Below are 19,746 nucleotides of genomic sequence, written 5' to 3' on the forward strand. Positions count from 1 at the left end.
TAATCGGTCACGACGGTGCAGGTTGATCCACCTGGGTCACAGTCTTTTTGCGATCACAGTCTCCGGTGCCGACCGCGTCGAAGAACGCCACCGGTCCGGAGACCTTTACCCGAACCCTCTCCCCTTCTTCACATATTTCGGTACCGCGCACCCACGCAGTCGACCTCGCGCCGGAGGTGAGGTGTTCGAGCGTTTGCAGGGATTGAGGTCCTGCGAAGACTGTCTCCACGATCACGAAATCGCCATCCGAATCGGCAATCGGCGTGAGCTGCTCCGGCCGGACGAGCACGCGGCCACTGCCGGATGCCACGCCTGTCACCGGGATGGTCCCGAATACCGTCTCGGCGGCCATTCCAATCCCCAGCCCCTCCACCATCATCGCTTCGCCGACGAATGCACCGACGGCCTCCGAACTCGGGCGATGGTAGAGCTCGTGCGGCGTACCTGTCTGTGCCGTGGATCCGTCGAGCAGAACCGTGACGCGGTCGGCCGTGGTCATCGCCTCGGTACGGTCGTGTGTCACCAGAATCGACGGAGTTCCACTGCTGTGCAACAGCTCTCGCACTTCACGTCGAAGGCCCGAACGTAGGCCGGCATCCAGGGACGCGAACGGTTCGTCCATCAGCACCACGGAAGGGTTCGGAGCCAGTGCACGCGCGAGTGCCACACGCTGCTGCTGCCCTCCGGACAGCTCGCGCGGATCGACGTCGATCGCATCGGGCAATCCGACGAGTTCGAGCATGGCTTCCACGCGGGAGCGGCGCCGGGCACGGTCACCCCGACGCTTGTGCGGCAACGAATTCACCAAACCGAATCCGACGTTCTCACCCACGCTCAGGTGCGGGAACAGTCCGCCTTCCTGTGGCATCAGTCCGATTCGTCTGTGTTCGGGCGGGACGTGCGTCGACGGTGGTGCCGCCAACACGGTCCCCGCCAGCGTGATGGAGCCGCGATCGATGCGATGCAGACCGGCCAACGAACGGAGCAGCGTTGTCTTACCGCACCCCGATGGACCGAGGACTGCGAGCATTTCGCCCGCCTCGAGGTCCAGATCGAGATCGAACAGTACTTCGCGCCTGCCGTAGGACGCGCCGAGTCCGCGTACCGAAAGCTCGCTCACAGGTTCTCCTTTCGGATCGATCGTTCGCCTCGACGACGGATCGCCCGATCGAGAACGAACGTCGGGACTGCCGACACTACGATCAGGGCGAAAGCGTAGGGAGCCGCTTCGCCGTACTTGAATACCTGCGTCGTCGACCACAGTTCGGTCGCCAGGGTGTCGACCCCGCGAGGACGAAGAAGCAACGTGGCAGGCAGTTCCTTGGCGACGGTCAGGAACACCAGTGCCCCGCCCGCCGCAATTCCGGGCACTGCGATGGGCAACGTCACACGGATGTCCGTTCGAGTGCGCGTGCTTCCCAGCGTGCGCGAGACATCCTCGAGCACAACGGGTGAGGCGTGGATCGCCGCTCTGGTCGACCCGACCGCCAACGGAAGGAACAGAACCACATAGGCCAGGACGAGCAGAGTTGCAGTTTGATAGATCGATGGGAGAAGCCGTATTCCGATGAATACGACCGCAAGTCCGACGGTGATTCCAGGCAGACCGTGCGCAATATAGGTCGACAGTTCCGCAGCCCGTGCCACCGGCGATGTCGACCGAGCGGCGTACAGCGCGACGGGGAGCGCGAGGATCACCACGGCGAGTGCCGCTAGCGCCGAGTACCGCAGCGTCGCGAGGGTCGTGTCGATGACGTCGACCCAATCGATGGTGAATCTAAACGACCGAACCAGCCACCGTACGAGACCCAGGATCGGCACCGCCACCGCCGTCGCCAGCAACGTGGAGACCATCAGCAGGGCCGGAAGCGTCCAGCGTCCTAGCTCGACCGACTCGGCTGCGCGAGGTGAGCCGGAGCCGATACGCGCAGTTGCTCCCCGACGAGTACGCCGCTCGGCCAGAGTCAGAACGAGTGCCATCAGTACGAGCACGAGACCGAGGATCGATGCGGCGGTCCTGTCCAGACCGCCGCGGTAAGCGCTGTAGATCCCCAGCGTGAACGCGTCGTACCGCATCAGTGCGACGGCACCGAAATCGCTGATGGTGTACAGCGAAGCGAGCAGTACGCCCGCGGCCGCCGACGGTAGTACATACCGAAGTTCCACGGTCAATGCAGTACGCAGTGCGCCTCGCCCCAGCGTCCGGGACACTTCCGCTCGCCCCGGGTCTGCCGCGGCAAACGCGGCGGCGACGGGCAACATCACGAGCGGAAAGCACGACATGGACAGCACGAGGGCAGCCCCGAAGAAGCCTGCAAGCGACGGGAATTCCGCAATCCAGACGTATCCCGAGACGTAGGAAGGGATCGCCAGTGGCGCGCAGAGCGCGACCGCGAAGAACCGGCGACCCGGAAGATTCGTCCGCGTCACCAACCATGCTGCGAGAATTCCCAGGATCAGGCATGCGATTGCGACGACCGAGGTCAGTGCAGCCGTACGCAGCGCGAGGTCGAGTGTTCGCCGACGAAACAGCAGAGTCGACGCTTTGCCCACTCCGCCCTCGAACGATCGAAGTGCGAGATAGACCAGGGGCGTCAGCGCACCGAGAGCAACGATCGACGCGGCCGCCGCGAGTATCGGGCGGCCGCGGTGGAGATACGTCAAGCTAGATCATTCCGACCTCGGTGAGCAACGCCTGAGTCTGCTCGAGCGATGCCAGCTGGCCCAGATCGATGTCGGATGCGCCCAGATCGGCGAGCGGCGGAAGGTCGTAGCTCGATGTGACTCCGTCGATCACGGGGTACTCGGCGGTTTCGTCGGCGAAGTAGGCCTGCGATTCCGCGGACAGGAGTTCGCGTACGAAATCCTGCGCCGCTTCCTGATTGGTCGACGTCGCGAGAACACCTGCGCCTGCGACGTTCACCAGCGCGCCAGGGTCACCCGGTGCAAAGTAGTGCAGTTCGATCGGTGCCGCGTCGCCGTTCTCGGCCTTGAACGGGTACCAGTAATAGTGGTTGGTCAGCCCGGTGGCCACCTGTCCGTCGTTCACTGCGGTCATCAGCGGGCCGTTGCCCTCGAAGGCAACCGGTTCGTTCGCGAGGAATCCGTCCAACCACTGACGGGCTCCGTCTTCCCCACGCTGCACGCGCAGTGCGGTGACGAATGCCTGGAACGATGCGTTGGTCGGTGCGTAGCCGATCTGTCCGCGCCAGCGCGGATCCAACAGCCCGTCGATGCCGGTCGGCAGGTCGGACGCGGTGACGATGTCGGAGTTGTACGCCAGGACCCTCGCGCGCGCGGATGTCGCGACCCAGGTGCCGTCGGCGCCGCGATACTGCTCGGGCACGAGTTGGAGGATGTCCTGCGGCAATGGTGCCAATGCTCCCGCCTCGTCCAACGCGCCGAGCGCGCCGGCGTCCTGGCCGTAGAAGACATCGGCGGGCGACGCATCGCCCTCTTCGAGGATCTTCGCGGCTTGCGCGTTGGTGTTGCCGGAGTAGTCGACTTCGATGTTTCCGCCGATACGAGAGATCAATGGATCGACGAGGTCCTCGTCGCGTCCCGAGTAGACGACGACCGACTCGGTGCTCGTCCCGCTGGTCTGCGCACCCGGGTCAGACTCCTCGGGCGACGAACTACACCCCACCAATCCGACAGCAACAGTTGCGCTGATGGACAGCAGCGCCAAACGATGAACGCGACCCATGATTCTCCCTGAAATCTAGCGACAAAAACGACATACCGGGAGAAACATACACCGTTAGGCCAGCCTCAGCTAGCTTGCCCCGCTGCCGCTGTCTCGGCGTCGGGAACGCCGCCGCTTGCGGCCACCTTCGGGATTCGGGTGGCCCGCACATAGACCGACTCCCCTGTTTCGAGCTGCAGCGCCTCGCTGTCACCCCGGGTTATCTGAGCCGTGAACGCCTCACCCGTAGCCGAGTTCTTCAACTCGACCTTGACCTCGAACCCGAGGTGCACGACGCGCTCGACGACCGCGCGCGTGACCCCGGCAGATTCCGCAGTACCGGTCGCCTGCGCGAGCGCCATGCTCGGATCCCGGCCCACCCGAATGTCGTGGGGGCGTACCAGCATCCCGTTCAACTTCGAGACCTGCCCGAGAAACGACATCACGAAGTCGGTTTCCGGACGGTCGTACAGATCCTCCGGCGTGCCGACCTGTTCGATCCTGCCCTTGTTCAACACCGCGATGCGGTCCGCGACGTCGAGGGCCTCCTCCTGGTCGTGTGTGACGAGAACCGTTGTCACATGGACCTCGTCGTGCAGCCGACGTAGCCACGTCCGCAGGTCCTCACGGACCTTCGCGTCGAGCGCACCGAACGGCTCGTCGAGAAGCAACACCTGCGGGTCGACCGCCAGCGCGCGCGCGAGCGCCATCCGCTGTCGTTGGCCGCCGGACAGTTGAGCCGGGAACCTGTTCTGGAACCCCGCCAGGCCGACGATCTCGAGCAGTTCGTCGACCTTGCGCTTGATCTCCGCCTTCGGGCGCTTCCTGATCTTCAGCCCGAACGCCACGTTGTCGCGGACGCTGAGGTGCTTGAACGCGGCGTAGTGCTGGAACACGAACCCGATCTCACGACGCTGAGGGCTGATCCAGGTGACGTCCTGTCCACCCAGAATCACCTGACCCGAATCGAGCTGCTCCAGACCCGCGATCGATCGCAGCAGCGTCGACTTTCCCGAGCCACTCGGACCGAGCAGTGCAGTCAGCGACCCCTTGGGGATGTCGATGCTGACGTCGTCGAGAGCGGCGAAGTCGCCGTAGTTCTTCTTGCCGCCGACTACGGAGATCTCGATCTGGTCGGCCTTCGGTGCAGTCATTACTTCGTCCTCTTCTTGTCGAGGGTAGTCATCAGAAGCAGCACGATGACGGCGATGAACATGAGCAGAGTCGACGCCGCGTAGGCACCCTGCGGGTTGAAGTCCTCGTACCGCGAGTTGACCAGGAGTGTCAGGGTCTGCGAGATGCCGGGCAGGTTGGTCGACACCATGATCACGGCACCGAATTCACCGAGTGAACGGGCCACCGTCAACACGATTCCGTAGGTCAATCCCCACCGGATCGCCGGAAGAGTGATGCGCCAGAACGTTTGTAGCGACGACGCGCCCAGCGTCGATGCCGCCTCTTCCTGCTCCTCCCCGATCTCGTACAGAACCGGCTCGACCTCGCGCACCACGAACGGAAGGGTCACGAATATCGTCGCGATGACCATGCCGGGAAGCGCGAAGATGATCTTGAACCCGAGGCTTTCGATTCCACCGAACCACCCGTTCGCGCCCCACAGCAGGATCAGGGCGACACCGGTGACGATGGGTGACACCGCGAACGGAAGGTCGACTATGGACTCGAGTATCCCCTTGCCTCGAAAACGCCCGCGCACCAACGCCAACGCCGTGATGACTCCGAACACGACGTTGATCGGCACCACGATAGCCACGATGAGCAACGACAGCTGCAGTGCGGATTGCGCCGCAGGCGTCGTAATGAGACCCCAGAACTCGACGAACCCGTTCTCGAAGGTTCGGTACAGAATCGCGCCGAGTGGAAAGAGAACGAGCGCCGCAAGATAGAGGAGGGCAATCGTGCGGAGCGACAGTTTGATCGGGACAGCGATCTTCATCGGTTTTGCTCCTCTCGCCGAGCGAGGCGGTTTCCGACGATGCGGAGTACAAACAGTACGACGAAAGCAAGCGCGAGAAGAACCACCGAGATGGCTGCTGCGTCGACCGGTCGGTCGTATTCGATCAGCTCGCGAATGTACTGCGACGCGATTTGCGTTTCCCCGGGAATGTTGCCGCCGATCAACACGACGGATCCGAACTCACCGATCGCGCGAGCGAAGGCGAGTCCGGTCCCGCTGAGCACCGAGGGCAACAGGACCGGTAGCACGATCGTGCGGAAGATCGTCCAGTTGTTCGCACCGAGCGACGCAGCTGCCTCCTCGACCTCCCGATCCAGTTCGATCAGCACCGGCTGCACAGCCCGCACGACGAACGGGAGCGTGACGAACAGCAGTGCCACGACCACAGCGGGCTTGGTGGCGTTGAACACCAGGCCGATCGGGCTCGCTGGGCCATAGAGCGAGAGCAGCACGAGGCTGGCGACGATGGTGGGGAGCGCGAACGGAAGGTCGATCAGAGCGTTGACGAATTTCTTACCGGGAAACTCGTCGCGCACCAACACCCAGGCGATCAAAGTACCGAACACGAGGTTGACGACGGCGGCCGCCGCGGAGACCTCGAGTGTGACCTTGAACGTCGCGATCGCACGGTTCGTGGTGATGGCATCCCAGAAGCCGGCCAGGCCGTCGTCGAACGACTTGACGGTCAGGGCGGCGAGCGGCAGCAGAACGATGATGCTCAACCACAGGACCGCGACACCGAGGCCCAGCGGACCGACCGAGCCCGGGCCTCTGAACTTCCTGCCCTTCCGCGGTGCGGGATCTGCACTTGTCGTCGACATCGGTGTTACTCGGTGCTCTCTTTGTATATCGCCGTGATGGCACCGTTGTCGCCGAAGAGTTCCGTGTCCACCGACTCCCAGCCACCGAGATCGTCGATCGTGCGGAGCGTCTCAGGGGTGAAGAACTTGTCGGAGAACTCGGCGGCGATCTCGGGATCGACCGGTCGGAAGCCTGCCTCGGCCCAGATGCGCTGCCCCTCCTCGGCGTAGATGAAGTCGTTGAGCGCGTTGGCCTTCTCCAGCTGTGAACTCGTGTTGACGACGGCGACGGGGTTGTCGATTCGGAACGTGTCGGCGACGTCGATGTGCTCGACCTTCTCTCCCCGCTCCTCGATCAGGAGAGCCTCGTTCTCGTAGCTGAGGAGCACGTCACCCTGGCCCTGCAGGAACGCTTCCGTTGCGGCGCGGCCGGACTCGGGCTGGACCGGGAAGTGTCCGGATACGAGCTGCTGAACATAATCCAGCCCGGCCTGCTTGTCCTGGCCGCCGTTGCTCTTCGCCGCGTACGGCGCGAGGAGATTCCACTTCGCCGATCCTGAGCTGAGTGGGCTCGGACTGATGACCTGGACATCCGGCTTCAGTAGATCGTCCCAGGTCTGAATGTTCTTCGGGTTACCTTCGCGCACAACGAGCGTGACGACCGACCCGAAAGGCACTCCGCCGTAGGCATTCTCGTTCCATGCCTCGTCGACGATGCCGGCCTTGACCAGACGCGTCACGTCGGGCTCGACCGAGAAGTTGACGATATCGGCAGGGGCGCCGTCGGCGACCTTGCGCGACTGGTTTCCCGAGGCGGCGTAGTCGGCGTTGATGGCCGTGTCCTTGCCGCCTTCGGTGGCGGCGAACGCGGGTCCGATCAGGTCCCAGCCGTTCTTCGGCACGGCGTACCCGACCAGAGTGAGTGCGGTTCCGTCGCTCGACCCGCCGTCGCCTCCGACGACGTCGCTCGATCCACCTCCGCAAGCAGCCAGCACCAGCGTCCCTACGGCCGCGAATGTGGTGAGCAGGTATCGAGAGTTGCGCTTCATCGAGACAAGCCTTTCATCGAATGATCGTCACGAGGACGGTGCGGACAGAACCGCACAACGAAGACAGAGAAGAGGGGTGATCACGGCGTGGAGCGGCCCGACTCGACGTGGGGCGCTACCGGCGACGGCGAAACTCGACGCGGCGCACACGGATGTGGGCACGAGAAACTACCGAATCGAACCGGCGCTCAGAATGAGGATCGACAACAGTCGATGTCGGCGACCGCGAGCATGCCGACTGCGATCAACGCCAATTCATGGCGGACCCGGTACACGGCAGCGGCAGACACGGACAGAAATCTAGCAGAGGAACCCGGCGGACTCTAATTGTGCACAGCGACTACGAAGTCACCTGGTCAGAAACCATGCGAGCACGACGAGCACGAGCAATGCGATCAGGGCGAGAGTGACCCTCGACTTCGGCATCAGTGACCTTCCGTTATCGGCGAGTCGGGTGCGGCGGGCACCGCATCCATCTCGGACGGCCTATCGCGGCCGAGCAGGTGAAGAATCGTGGCGAGCACACCGTCGACTATCCGCGCCAACCCGAAGGCCGCGGGTACGACCACGAGAAGAACCACGATCGACTGCGGCACGAACGGCAAACCGGTGATCCAGAGTTCGATCCCGTCCCACCACCTGGCTATCGCGTGCACAGGCTCCACCATAGAGGGGTCGCGCCCGCACGCTTCACTCCCTGCCACTTCCGGTGCGCCACGCCGAGAACAGCCAGCGGTGGACGACAGGGACCGCGAAGTCGATGATTGGCGTATGACGGCATTCGAAGAGCAGTCGACGGTAGTGCCCGTGCGTGATGATTCGATACCACGGCCAGGGGCGCTGGGAGGGGAGGAACTGGCCGGGCAGGGAGCTCTGGAAAGCACGGACGCGCCCGTGTCCTCGGTAATTTCCTATCGCAGCTCGTTCCCACCCATCGACGACTATGCCTTTCTGTCCGACTGCGAGACGACGTGCCTCATCGCCCGCAACGGGTCCGTCGAGTGGATGTGTGTCCCACGACCCGACTCGCCCAGCGTTTTCGGCGCAGTCCTCGACCGAAGTGCCGGGCACTTTCGCGTCGGACCGTACGGGCAGTCCGTTCCCGCCGCCCGCCGATACCTGCCGGGTGGGCTGATCATCGAGACGACGTGGCAGACCGAGACCGGATGGCTGATCATCCGAGACGCACTGGTGATGGGACCGTGGCACAACACCGATCAGCGGTCCCGCACCCACAAGCGGGCCCCTACGGATTGGGACGCCGAGCACATCCTGCTCAGAACGATCAAGTGTGTCAACGGCACCGTCGAGCTCGAGATGAGTTGCGAGCCCGCGTTCGACTATCACCGGGCTCCCGCTCGATGGGAGTACACCGGCAAGGTCTACGAGGAGGCTACGGCCACCTGTGAGGCCAGTTCCGTAGGCGACCAGCCGACCCTGAAACTGACCAGCAATCTTCGACTCGGCATCGAGGGGCGCGAAGCACGAGCCCGCACTCGGATGACCGAGGGAGACAACGTCTTCATTGCGTTGTCGTGGTCGGATCTGCCGGCACCGCAAACGTTCGACGAGGCTGCCGAGAAGATGTGGCGTACCTCCGAGTGCTGGCGACAGTGGATCACGATCGGGCGCTTCCCTGATCATCCGTGGCGTGGCTACCTGCAGCGCAGTGCGCTGGCGTTGAAAGGCCTGACCTACGCACCGACCGGAGCGCTACTGGCGGCGTCGACGACATCTCTTCCGGAAACTCCCGGTGGAGAACGTAACTGGGACTACCGCTACGCGTGGGTCCGCGATTCGACGTTCGCACTGTGGGGCCTGTACACGCTGGGTCTCGACCGAGAGGCCAACGACTTCTTCTCGTTCATGTCGGATGTCTCGATGACCGAGGACGGGCGCGCGAATCCACTGCAGGTGATGTACGGAATCGGCGGCGAGAAGACGCTGGAGGAAAGCGAACTGTCGCACCTGTCCGGCTACGACGGCGCCAAGCCCGTACGCATCGGAAACGGCGCGTACAACCAGGAGCAGCACGACATCTGGGGCACCATGCTCGACTCCGTGTACCTACACGTCAAGTCACGCGAGCACGTCCCCGAGTCGCTGTGGCCGCTGCTCAAGCGGCAGGTCGAGGAAGCGATTGCCAACTGGCGCAAACCCGACCGCGGCATCTGGGAAGTACGCGGCGAACCGCAGCATTTCACCTCCTCCAAGGTCATGTGCTGGGTCGCACTCGATCGCGGAGCGAAGCTCGCGGCAATCCACGGAGAGACGGAATACGCGAATCAATGGAACGAGATCGCCGACGAGATCAAGGAGGACATTCTCGAGCACGGCGTCGACGAACGTGGCGTCCTGACGCAGCGATACGGGCACGAATCACTCGATGCCTCGCTGCTTCTCGTGCCGCTGCTTCGATTCCTACCTGCCGACGATCCGCGGGTTCGAGCCACCGTGCTGGCGATCGCCGACGAATTGACCGTCGACGGCCTCGTCCTGCGCTACATGGTCGACACCACCGACGACGGCCTCGAAGGTGAAGAAGGAACGTTCACGATCTGTTCCTTCTGGCTGGTATCGGCGCTCGTCGAGATCGGCGAACTCCCCCGCGCCAAGCATCTGTGCGAACGCCTTCTCGGCTACGCCAGCCCACTCAAGCTCTACGCGGAAGAGATCGACGCCCGAACCGGTCGGCACCTCGGGAACTTCCCACAGGCGTTCACCCATCTGGCTTTGATCAACGCAGTCGTGCACGTTATCCGCGCCGAAGAATCTCAGGCGGCTGGACACTTCCAGCCCGCGCACACCAACTGAGAAGTCAGGGTCGGTGTTCGAGCTGATCGGCCCACTCGGCCATCAGCTCGGACACCGTCGCCTCGCGGGTGCGGAGGTGCCCGGTGCCAGCCCACATGGACAGCGCAGCCGGATCGCCTGCTTTGCCTGCCTCGGCCCGCATCGGCGCGGTCAGATAATGCACGTCCGGATACGCGAGCGGCGCATCCTCCGAGTTGTCGCGCATGAACTCGTTGACGATCCCTCTCGCCGGCCGACCCGAGAAAGCACGTGTGACAGCGGTTTCCGGCGTCGACGTCAGTTGTTCGCGGTGAACCTGCCTTGTCCCAGCTTCCGAAGTGTTCAGAAACGCGGTTCCGAGTTGCGCTGCGTGCGCTGCTCCGGATTCCAGCAGCGGCGCGATGTCGGTGCCATCCATCAGTCCACCGGCTGCGATTCTCGGCAGCTCCGACACTGCGCGGACAGCCGCCAGCACATCGGCGAGGGGCGCTTCCGGGGACGAACCGTCGAAACTCCCCCGGTGGCCACCCGCTTCGGGCCCTTGCACGACGAGAGCGTCGACGCCGTTGGCATCGGCTTCGATGGCCTCTGCGGCCGAGGTGACGGTGCACCACACTTCGGTACCGACCTCCTGCAGTGCGGCTACTTCAGCGGCACTGAATGTTCCGAATGTGCTGGACACGAGCGGCACCGGGTTGTCGACGAGCCAGCGGAACTTCTCGGGATAGAAGTCGTCGCGGCGTGGCAGAACCCCGGGCTCGACGTTGAATTTGTCGAGCCACGGAGTGATGTGTCGGACGTAGGCCTCGACGTCAGCACCCGTCGGATCGTCGGGCAGGAAGAGGTTGACGCCGAACAGAACCTCGCGCATCTCCGCCACCTGGGCGGCGAATCTGTCGATATCGAGGAGTGCACCGGCAAGCATGCCGAGTCCGCCGGACCGAGAGACCGCAATCGCCATCTCGGGCGTCGACGGTCCCCCCGCCATCGGTGCGCTGATGATCGGGACCGACAGTGCCCCAAGGATTCGCGACGTCATGTTCCTCCCCTGTGAGTGCTACTTCTTCGGCTTGTCCGTCGACGACTCGGACGACAGCGCAGCGACGAACGCCTCCTGCGGCACCTCGACGCGGCCGATGGTCTTCATCCGCTTCTTGCCTTCCTTCTGCTTCTCGAGCAGCTTGCGCTTACGGCTGATATCGCCGCCGTAGCACTTCGCCAAGACGTCCTTGCGGATTGCCCTGATGTTCTCGCGCGCGATGATGCGTGATCCGATTGCGGCCTGGATCGGCACCTCGAACTGCTGGCGAGGGATCAGTTCCTTGAGCTTGGTCGTCATCTTGTTGCCGTATGCGGCAGCAGCGTCCTTGTGCACGATCGCCGAGAATGCGTCCACCGCCTCACCCTGGAGCAAGATGTCGACCTTGACCAGCGCTGCACTCTGCTCGCCGATCTCCTCGTAGTCGAGGCTCGCGTACCCACGGGTGCGCGACTTCAGGATGTCGAAGAAATCGAAGATGATCTCGGCCATCGGGATGGTGTAGCGCAGCTCGACACGTGTCTCGGACAGATAGTCCATTCCGCCGAGCTCGCCGCGCCTGCCCTGGCACAGCTCCATGATCGAACCGATGAACTCGCTCGGCGAGATGATCGTGCACTTCACCATCGGCTCGTACACGTCACGCACCTTGCCCTCGGGCCAGTACGACGGGTTGGTGACGATGTGCTCGGTCTTGTCTTCCATCTCGACGCGGTAGACGACGTTCGGCGAGGTGGAGATGAGATCGAGGTTGAACTCGCGCTCGAGACGCTCACGCGTGATCTCCATGTGCAGCAGTCCGAGGAAGCCGCAGCGGAACCCGAAGCCGAGAGCCACCGAGGTTTCAGGTTCGTAGGTGAGCGCCGCGTCGTTGAGCTGAAGCTTCTCGAGCGCGTCGCGCAGATCGGGGTAGTCGGAGCCATCGAGCGGGTACAGCCCGGAATAGACCATCGGACGAGGTTCGCGGTACCCGGTGAGCGGCTCGGTTGCGCCCTTGCGGAAGGTGGTGACGGTGTCACCGACCTTCGACTGACGCACATCCTTGACACCGGTGATGAGGTACCCCACCTCACCGACACCGAGGCCCTTGGTCGGCTTCGGATCGGGCGAGACGATACCGACTTCGAGCAACTCGTGCGTCGAGCCGGTCGACATCATCGTGACCTTCTCGCGCGGGTTGAGGGCGCCGTCGACGACTCGTACGTAGGTGACGACACCGCGGTAGGTGTCGTAGACGGAGTCGAAGATCATCGCGCGGGCCGGACCGTCGGGATTGCCGACGGGCGCCGGAACGAGCTTGACGACCTCGTTGAGGAGCTCCTCGACACCGACACCGGTCTTGCCGGAGACCCGCAGCACGTCGTCGGCCTCGCAACCGATGATGTGGGCGATCTCGGCGGCGTACCGATCGGGATCCGCGGCAGGTAGATCGATCTTGTTCAGGACCGGGATGATCGTCAGCTCTTTGTCGAGGGCGAGGTAGAGGTTCGCCAAAGTCTGCGCCTCGATCCCCTGCGCAGCGTCGACGAGCAGCACCGCACCCTCGCACGCCTCGAGCGCACGCGAGACCTCGTAGGTGAAGTCGACGTGGCCGGGGGTGTCGATGAGGTGCAGGACGAATTCCTCGCCGTCGACCACCCAGGGCAGCCGAACGTTCTGCGCCTTGATCGTGATGCCGCGTTCGCGTTCGATGTCCATGCGGTCGAGGTATTGAGCCCGCATGGACCGATCGTCGACGACGCCCGTGAGCTGCAACATCCGATCTGCCAGCGTCGACTTGCCGTGGTCGATGTGGGCGATGATGCAGAAGTTCCTGATCCGGGAGGGATCGGTGAACGTCGTGTCGGCGAAGCTGGGCACTCGTATCCTTTGCTGGCGTTTGCAGGAGATATCCGGACCCATCGTCCCACGTCCGGCGGTCGACGAGTTCCGCGGGCTGCTGTCTAAACTCGACTCCCATGGCTGGCAACTGGAGCAAATTCACCAAGGAACTCGGCAACATCGCACTCCGCGAGGGCCCGAGACTGTTTCGGCAGTTGCAGAGTTCGGGTGCTCTGCAAAAAGGTAAGGACGCGATCACCAGCAAGATGAGCGGCGCGCCGACCGTCGAGCCAGGCCGCCCGGTCGCGTCGCACACCGTGCCGACCGCCCAGCGAGCTCGAGCAGTCGACTACTCCCCCGATCTGGACGGCAAGGCCGATCCCGGCGAGATCGTGTGGACGTGGGTGGCGTACGAGGAGGACGCCAGCCAGGGCAAGGACCGGCCCGTCCTGGTCGTGGGGCGTGACGGGAACACGCTGCTAGGGCTGATGCTGTCGAGCCAGGACAAGCGCGACGGCGACCCCGACTGGGTGTCGATCGGGTCCGGATCCTGGGACGCCGAGGGGCGCCCCAGCTGGATCAGGCTCGACCGCGTTCTCGACGTCCCCGAAACCGGTATTCGTCGTGAAGGTGCAATTCTCGCCAAGACGAAGTTCGACGTCGTCGCGTCACGGCTCCGCTCCGACTACAGCTGGTCCTAGGAGTCCAGTCGGTTGTATCGCCCGAACACCCCGCGGTAAGTGAGCGCACCGAGCGCCCCGCCGATCAGCGGGAAGACGATGAACAACCACACCTGGCCGAGCGCCCCCGGCTGCCACGGGGCGACGGCAAGGCTTCGTGCGGGATTGACGGACGTGTTGTCGATCGGAATCGACACGAGGTGGATCACCGCGAGGGTGAATCCGATCGACACACCGGCCAGAGGAACATCGGAAATCTGATCGGTGGAGGCGAGGACCACGAACACGAGCAACGCGGTGAGCAACACCTCGATCACGATGGCGGCACCGATCCCGTAGCCGTTCTCGAGCACGCCGCCGAATGGACCCTTGATCGCCGACGGGCTGTGCTGACCCCAACCGTTGCCACCGAGCCCGTTCACGGCGCGGTCGTACGACGGCAGCGAATTGGCCACCGAAAGAGAACGGCGCCCGCTGCAAGGCCGCCGATCAGCTGGGCGACTATGTAGAGACCGGCTTTCCCGGCGGACAACCTACCGAGCAGCGCCTGCCCGACGGTCACCGCCGGGTTGACGTGGCATCCGGAGATCGGCCCGATCGCGTACACGAGAAACAGCAGCGTCAGGCCGAAGGCCAGCGCCACCCCGAGATTGCCGACCTTGTCGCCGGCGAACACCGCCGTGCCGACTGCGGTGAACACCAGAACGAATGTTCCTATCGCTTCTGCGACGTACTTCTTCGTGTCCGAGATGACTTCCGGTTCCACGTACTCCTGTGCCGTCGACATGTGCCCACCTCTGCTGAGAAGGTCCGATGAAACCTGCCGAGCAGTACGTTACGCCAGACGTGTGATCTCTACCACAACATCGAGGGCGGTCGATCCGCCGCCCGAGAAGATGCCCTTCAGCGGCGGAACGTCGGCGTAGTCACGGCCGAGCCCGACCGACACGTGCTGCTCGTTGACGGCGATCGCGTTGGTCGGGTCGTAGCCCCACCATGCGCCCGTCCAGGCCTCGATCCATGCGTGGCTCTGACCCTCGACGGATGCGCCGATGGTCGCCTGTTTCTTGGGATGCAAGTATCCGGACACATAGCGACTCGGGATGCCGATGCTGCGCAGCAGAAGGAGCGTCAGGTGCGCGTAGTCCTGGCAGACGCCCTTCTTTTCCGACCATGCCTCGACCGCAGAGGTGTGCACACCGGTCGTGCCGGGGACGTAGGACATCTCCTGGTTCACCCAGTTGGAAATCTCCACTACCGATTCCTGTGGCGGAAGCCCTTTGGACAGCTTCTTGGCTATTGCCGAGAGTTGCCGGTTCTTGGGTACGTACTCGGTGTTGTCGAGGACTTCGTTGAAGCGGTCGATGACGGGTTCGCTGGCCAGTTCCTCCCACGACGCCTTCTCCTCCGGCGGAGAGAACGGATCGGTCTCGACGACGGACGACCCCGTGACCTCGAGTTCGGTGTGGGGAGCGTGCAGATCGAATGCCGTGACGGCGGTTCCCCAGTAGTCGGTGTAGCGATAGCTTCTGGTGACCGGATTCGTCTCGACGCGATTGAGAATCACGTTCTGCCGGTTGTCACTTCGCGGAGTCAGTCGCGCTTCGTTGTACGACGACGTCACCGGCGCGTCGTACTGATAGCCCGTGGTGTGGACAACGCGCATACGCCAGCTCACAATTCACCTTCCAGTTGATCTTCGTACGCGCCGGATCCGGCGTCGGTCCATGCAACCCAGGGCGCTGCGTGGAAGTACTGCTTGGAAATCGCTTCGCCGAGGTCTCTACATGTCTCCTGCAGTGCGAGCAACCTCTCCTGCAGATCGTCCAACAACGCACCGGGACGCAAGAATTCGAGCTCACTGCGCGCGCGGCCCAGCAATCGTTGCGCTTCGGCACGTGCACCCACACGGCTGTTCGGCTGGTGATCGAGTTGGTCCAGCGACCGCTCTGCCTCACTCAATGCATAGAACACCGACCGAGGGAACAACCTGTCCAACAACATGAATTCGAGCACTCGTTGCGCATCGAGGGCACCGCGATACGTACGTAGATAGGTATCGTGCGCGCCTGCGGAACGAAGCACCGTGACCCACGCAGGTGACGACGGCCTGTCCCCCGCGCGCGAGAGCAACAGCCGGACGGTCATGTCGATTCGCTCGACGGACCGACCGAGGATGAGGAATCGGTAGCCGTCGTCGTGGCTGAGTGTCGAATCTGCGAGACCCGCGAACATCGCTGCTCGTTCCTCGATGTAGCTGAAGAACTCGTGCGGCCCGGTTCGTTTGGACGAACGGATGCGGTCGGTCAGGCCGTTGTAAGTGGTGTTGAGGCACTCCCACATCTCACTCGACGTGACTTCCCGTGCACCGCGGGCATTCTCACGAGCACTGGAGAGTGAGTCGACGATCGACCCACTTCCGTCCCGACTGAACGCGACCAACTCGGTCAACGACCACACGTCGAGCGACACATCCGGCTCGTGCTTGAACCCGAGGACTCGAAGCAGGACCCGCGAGATGTGGTCGGGGTCGACGGTGGCGTCCTCGAGAAGTTGATGAACGGTGACGTCGAGGATCCGTGCCGTGTCGTCGGCACGTTCGACGTATCGCCCGATCCAATAGAGCGACTCTGCGTTCCGCGCGAGCATCTAGTGTCCAGCGCCATTCACTTGCTGCTGCTGTTGCTGTTGCTGTTGCTGATCCATCGTCAGTTCCGGTCCCTGTTCTGCCATCGGGGCCTCGGGTGGCTCGCTGACGATCTCCTCGCCCGTGAGTTCCTGCTCTTCCTGAGATGTGCGGGTGGCGAGCACCCACGTGTCCTTGCTGCCGCCGCCCTGACTCGAATTGACCACGAGCGAACCCTCAGGAAGCGCAACACGTGTCAAACCGCCGGGCAGCACCCACACGTCCTCACCGTCGTTGACCGCGAACGGGCGCAAGTCGACGTGCCGCGGAACCAGTCGGCCGCCGATCTTCGTCGGCACCGTCGAGAGCTGCACGACCGGCTGGGCGATCCATCCTCGGGGATCCGCCCTGATCTTCTTGCTGATGGTCGCCAGTTCCTTCGGGGACGCGTCGGGCCCGAAGACGATGCCGTAACCACCGGAACCTTCGACGGGTTTGATCACCAGTTCGTCGACTCGGTCGAGTACTTCCTCGCACTCCTCGTCGAGCCAGCACCGGAACGTGTCGACGTTCGCCAGCAGCGGCTTCTCGCCCAGGTAGTAATCGATGATCGTCGGCACATAGGTGTAGACCAGCTTGTCGTCGCCGACCCCGTTGCCGACTGCGCTGGAAATCACAACATTGCCCGCTCGCGCAGCATTGACGAGTCCCGCCACGCCGAGCACCGAGTCCGGACGGAATTGCATCGGATCGAGGTAGTCGTCGTCGATACGTCGATAGATGACGTCGACCTGACGCTCGCCCTCGGTAGTACGCATGTAGACGATGTTGTCGCGGCAAAACAAGTCTCGACCTTCGACGAGTTCGACGCCCATCAGTCGTGCCAACAACGAATGCTCGAAGTACGCCGAGTTCGCAACGCCCGGGGTGAGGACGACGACGGTCGGATCGGCCTCGTTCAGTGCTGCGGATGCGCGCAGTGCGCGAAGCAGATGCGAGGCGTAGTCGCCGACCGCACGCACTCGGTGCGTGGCGAAGAGATCAGGGAACACACGCGCCATCGTCCGACGGTTCTCCATGACGTACGACACACCGGACGGCGACCGGAGGTTGTCCTCGAGCACCCGGAAGGTGCCCTGGGCGTCTCGGACGAGGTCGATTCCGGCTACGTGAATTCGGACTCCGTTGGGCGGGACGATCCCGATGGCTGCGCGGTGAAAATGCTCACACGAGGTCACCAAACGCTTCGGGACTACACCGTCACGCAGGATCTCCTGGTCTCCGTAGATGTCGGCGAGAAACATCTCGAGCGCCTTGACACGCTGCTTGATTCCGCGCTCGAGGCGTGACCATTCGCCGGCAGCGATGACACGCGGCACCTGGTCGAGCGGGAACGGCCGCTCCTGCCCCGACAGCGAGAACGTGATGCCTTGATCGATGAACGCGCGGCCGAGCGCGTCCGAACGTGCGTCGAGGTCGGCCGAGCTGGACGGCTCGAGCGCCGAGTGGATTCCCTTGTACGGAGTACGAGTCTTGCCGTCCGCGTCGAACATCTCGTCGAAGGCCAGACCGTACTTTCCGACGTCGGAGTACCCGCTGAATACACCGTCGACGACCGGCTTCTCGCGAGCCGGCGACTTCGGTTTACTGATTTTGGCCTTCTCTTGGGCAGTGGCTGCAGATCGCGGGCTCATCTGCGTCATGTTGCTACAGAGACAGGAGATAAGCGCGCTGGACGCGTTAATTTCTGGAAAAGGACAACAGATTGCCCCCGTGTCAGGCCGGCGGCCGAGGCAGGCATACTTGGATCACGCGCGGGCGGAATTGGGTTCTGCCGCCGGTGCTGGTATTCTCGATCTTCGGCGCTGGGCTGTATAGCTCGGCCGCAGACTTCGGGCATTCCAGCATGGATCGCCCTGACCGGAATACCGACGAAGACAGAAGGATTTTACGCGTGGCCAACATCAAGTCCCAGAAGAAGCGGATTCTCACCAACGAGCGCAACCGTCTGCGCAACCAGTCGGTGAAGTCGTCACTGCGGACGATCATTCGCTCCTTCCGTGCCGCTGAGTCCGCAGGTGACAAGGAGAAGGCGTCCGCCATCCTCGTTACCGCAGGTCGCCAGCTGGACAAGGCAGCCAGCAAGGGTGTCATCCACAAGAACCAGGCAGCCAACAAGAAGTCGGCACTGTCGTTGGCAGTCAACAAGCTCTGATTTTCACGCAGTACGCAGAACCCGCTCGGGATTGCCGAGCGGGTTTTTTGCGTTCCTCAACGCACTACCAGCCTGTGTTCCCGTCTTACCGGTTGCTCAGCGCGGCAACGACTGACACCGCGTTCTCGACCGCGTAGTCGGCATCGGCAGCCTGCCCTTTCACGTCTGCATTGAGCTGCGAGACGATCTGCAGTGCCTCCCCGATGGACTGGCCGTTCCATCCGCGGGCCTGTGCTTGCGCCTTCTTGATCTTCCATGGCGGCATCCCGAGTTCACTCGCCATTCGGAACGGGTCACCGCGGCCTGCCGAGCCGACGAGTGCAATGGTGCGAACTGCGTCGGCCAGCGCGTCGGCCAGGAGCACATGCGGGACGCCTCGGTGCATCGCCCAACGCAGAGCTTCCAATGCTCCGGGCACATCCCCCACCACCGCCTTCTCGGCGACGTCGAACCCGGACACCTCGGCCTTGCCCGAGTAGTAGCGTCGGACTGCGTCGACGTCGACCTTGCCCGCCGTATCCGCCACCAACTGCGAACAGGCTGCGGCCAGCTCGCGAAGTTCGGAACCCACGGCCTCCACGACCGCCTCCACGACGTCTCCGCTGACCCGCACGTCGGCTGCACTGAATTCACGCTTGACGAAATCTGCGCGTTCGGCCGCTTTGGTCAACTTGGCGCATTCGTGCGTGACGGCGCCTGCCTTCTGTAGAGCGCCGACCATCGCCTTCGCTCGCCCACCGCCGGAGTGCATGATGACCAGCACCGCTCCCTCGGGCGGATCCGACGCGGCATCGAGGACCAGTGCCACCGCATCCTTGCCTGCTTCTGCAGCCGCTTCGAGAACGACCACACGGTCCTCCGCGAACAGCGATGGGCTCAGTAGCTCGAGAAGCTCCGGCGCACTGGCATCGCCGGCACGAAGCTTGGTAACCGGTAGATCGTCACCCTCCGGTGCAGCAGCTCGAACTCGCGCGACGATCGACGCCACAGCACGATCCATCAGCAGTTCTTCGTCGCCGAGGACGAGGTGCACAGACTCCACCGGATTGTTCGCATTCACGCT

At 63.4% G+C, this 19,746-nt stretch carries 18 protein-coding genes and 1 pseudogene; 3 read left to right on the forward strand and 16 right to left on the reverse strand.

Annotated features, from left to right (window positions below; all coding sequences use genetic code 11):
- Positions 1–7 precede the first annotated feature (7 nt).
- From ACODSO_RS02665 to ACODSO_RS02705, 9 genes are all read right to left on the reverse strand, one after another.
- Positions 8–1,120, reverse strand: coding sequence for an ABC transporter ATP-binding protein (locus ACODSO_RS02665; protein ID WP_489034838.1), 1,113 nt, complete (start codon positions 1,118–1,120; stop codon positions 8–10).
- Entirely contained in the window at positions 1,117–2,664 is a 1,548-nt protein-coding gene (locus tag ACODSO_RS02670) for an ABC transporter permease (protein ID WP_489034840.1), read from the reverse strand. Before ACODSO_RS02670 ends, ACODSO_RS02665 begins: the two co-directional genes overlap by 4 nt.
- A gap of 1 nt (position 2,665) precedes the next feature.
- Positions 2,666–3,706 carry an iron ABC transporter substrate-binding protein gene (locus ACODSO_RS02675; protein WP_489034842.1) on the reverse strand — a complete coding sequence of 347 codons (1,041 nt, stop codon included), beginning with the start codon at positions 3,704–3,706 and terminating at the stop codon, positions 2,666–2,668.
- Positions 3,707–3,771: 65 nt separating this feature from the next.
- Entirely contained in the window at positions 3,772–4,839 is a 1,068-nt protein-coding gene (locus ACODSO_RS02680; RefSeq protein ID WP_489034844.1) for a sulfate/molybdate ABC transporter ATP-binding protein, read from the reverse strand.
- Positions 4,839–5,639 (reverse strand): sulfate ABC transporter permease subunit CysW, encoded by an 801-nt coding sequence (gene cysW, locus ACODSO_RS02685; RefSeq protein WP_489034846.1) that lies wholly within the window; start codon positions 5,637–5,639, stop codon positions 4,839–4,841. The genes ACODSO_RS02680 and cysW overlap by 1 nt, the downstream gene beginning before the upstream one ends.
- Positions 5,636–6,481 (reverse strand): sulfate ABC transporter permease subunit CysT, encoded by an 846-nt coding sequence (gene cysT / locus ACODSO_RS02690; protein WP_489034848.1) that lies wholly within the window; start codon positions 6,479–6,481, stop codon positions 5,636–5,638. Before cysT ends, cysW begins: the two co-directional genes overlap by 4 nt.
- A 5-nt stretch (positions 6,482–6,486) precedes the next feature.
- The gene (locus tag ACODSO_RS02695; RefSeq protein WP_489034850.1) at positions 6,487–7,509 is read right to left on the reverse strand and encodes a sulfate ABC transporter substrate-binding protein; all 1,023 of its coding nucleotides are present in this window, start codon (positions 7,507–7,509) and stop codon (positions 6,487–6,489) included.
- 188 nt (positions 7,510–7,697) lie between these two features.
- Positions 7,698–7,799, reverse strand: a complete 102-nt coding sequence (locus ACODSO_RS02700; RefSeq protein WP_489034851.1) for an Ms4533A family Cys-rich leader peptide — start codon at positions 7,797–7,799, stop codon at positions 7,698–7,700.
- A gap of 135 nt (positions 7,800–7,934) precedes the next feature.
- Positions 7,935–8,165, reverse strand: coding sequence for a hypothetical protein (locus ACODSO_RS02705; RefSeq protein WP_231912675.1), 231 nt, complete (start codon positions 8,163–8,165; stop codon positions 7,935–7,937).
- 115 nt (positions 8,166–8,280) lie between these two features.
- Between ACODSO_RS02705 and ACODSO_RS02710 the strand changes: the two genes are divergently transcribed.
- Positions 8,281–10,323 carry a glycoside hydrolase family 15 protein gene (locus ACODSO_RS02710; RefSeq protein ID WP_489034853.1) on the forward strand — a complete coding sequence of 681 codons (2,043 nt, stop codon included), beginning with the start codon at positions 8,281–8,283 and terminating at the stop codon, positions 10,321–10,323.
- Positions 10,324–10,327: 4 nt separating this feature from the next.
- Here the strand turns inward: ACODSO_RS02710 and ACODSO_RS02715 are convergent, their stop codons facing one another.
- Both ACODSO_RS02715 and lepA read right to left on the reverse strand, forming a co-directional pair.
- Positions 10,328–11,341: a nitronate monooxygenase gene (locus ACODSO_RS02715; protein WP_489034855.1), complete on the reverse strand. Its 1,014-nt coding sequence runs from the start codon at positions 11,339–11,341 to the stop codon at positions 10,328–10,330.
- Positions 11,342–11,359: 18 nt separating this feature from the next.
- Complete coding sequence (gene lepA, locus ACODSO_RS02720) at positions 11,360–13,243, reverse strand: translation elongation factor 4 (protein ID WP_489034857.1); 1,884 nt, start codon at positions 13,241–13,243, stop codon at positions 11,360–11,362.
- 56 nt (positions 13,244–13,299) lie between these two features.
- On the opposite strand from lepA, the gene ACODSO_RS02725 reads away from it, so the two are divergent.
- The gene (locus ACODSO_RS02725) at positions 13,300–13,863 is read left to right on the forward strand and encodes a type II toxin-antitoxin system PemK/MazF family toxin (protein WP_489034859.1); all 564 of its coding nucleotides are present in this window, start codon (positions 13,300–13,302) and stop codon (positions 13,861–13,863) included.
- Here ACODSO_RS02725 and ACODSO_RS02730 read toward each other — a convergent pair.
- From ACODSO_RS02730 to ACODSO_RS02745, 4 genes and pseudogenes are all read right to left on the reverse strand, one after another.
- Positions 13,860–14,629 (reverse strand): annotated as a pseudogene (locus ACODSO_RS02730) (aquaporin). The gene ACODSO_RS02725 and the pseudogene ACODSO_RS02730 sit on opposite strands and share 4 nt — an antisense overlap.
- Positions 14,630–14,677: 48 nt before the next feature.
- The gene (locus ACODSO_RS02735; RefSeq protein ID WP_068378690.1) at positions 14,678–15,508 is read right to left on the reverse strand and encodes a transglutaminase family protein; all 831 of its coding nucleotides are present in this window, start codon (positions 15,506–15,508) and stop codon (positions 14,678–14,680) included.
- Positions 15,509–15,516: 8 nt separating this feature from the next.
- Complete coding sequence (locus ACODSO_RS02740; protein ID WP_068378688.1) at positions 15,517–16,491, reverse strand: alpha-E domain-containing protein; 975 nt, start codon at positions 16,489–16,491, stop codon at positions 15,517–15,519.
- Positions 16,492–18,021, reverse strand: a complete 1,530-nt coding sequence (locus ACODSO_RS02745; protein ID WP_489035102.1) for a circularly permuted type 2 ATP-grasp protein — start codon at positions 18,019–18,021, stop codon at positions 16,492–16,494.
- Positions 18,022–18,422: 401 nt separating this feature from the next.
- Between ACODSO_RS02745 and rpsT the strand changes: the two genes are divergently transcribed.
- A complete protein-coding gene (gene rpsT / locus ACODSO_RS02750) occupies positions 18,423–18,683 on the forward strand; it encodes a 30S ribosomal protein S20 (protein WP_068378685.1) in 261 nt (86 codons plus the stop codon).
- 85 nt (positions 18,684–18,768) lie between these two features.
- Here rpsT and holA read toward each other — a convergent pair whose 3' ends face one another.
- On the reverse strand, positions 18,769–19,743 hold the full coding sequence (holA, locus tag ACODSO_RS02755; protein ID WP_489034861.1) for a DNA polymerase III subunit delta: 975 nt from the start codon (positions 19,741–19,743) through the stop codon (positions 18,769–18,771).
- Positions 19,744–19,746 lie beyond the last annotated feature (3 nt).

The sequence above is a fragment of the Rhodococcus sp. FG69 genome (assembly GCF_057808915.1).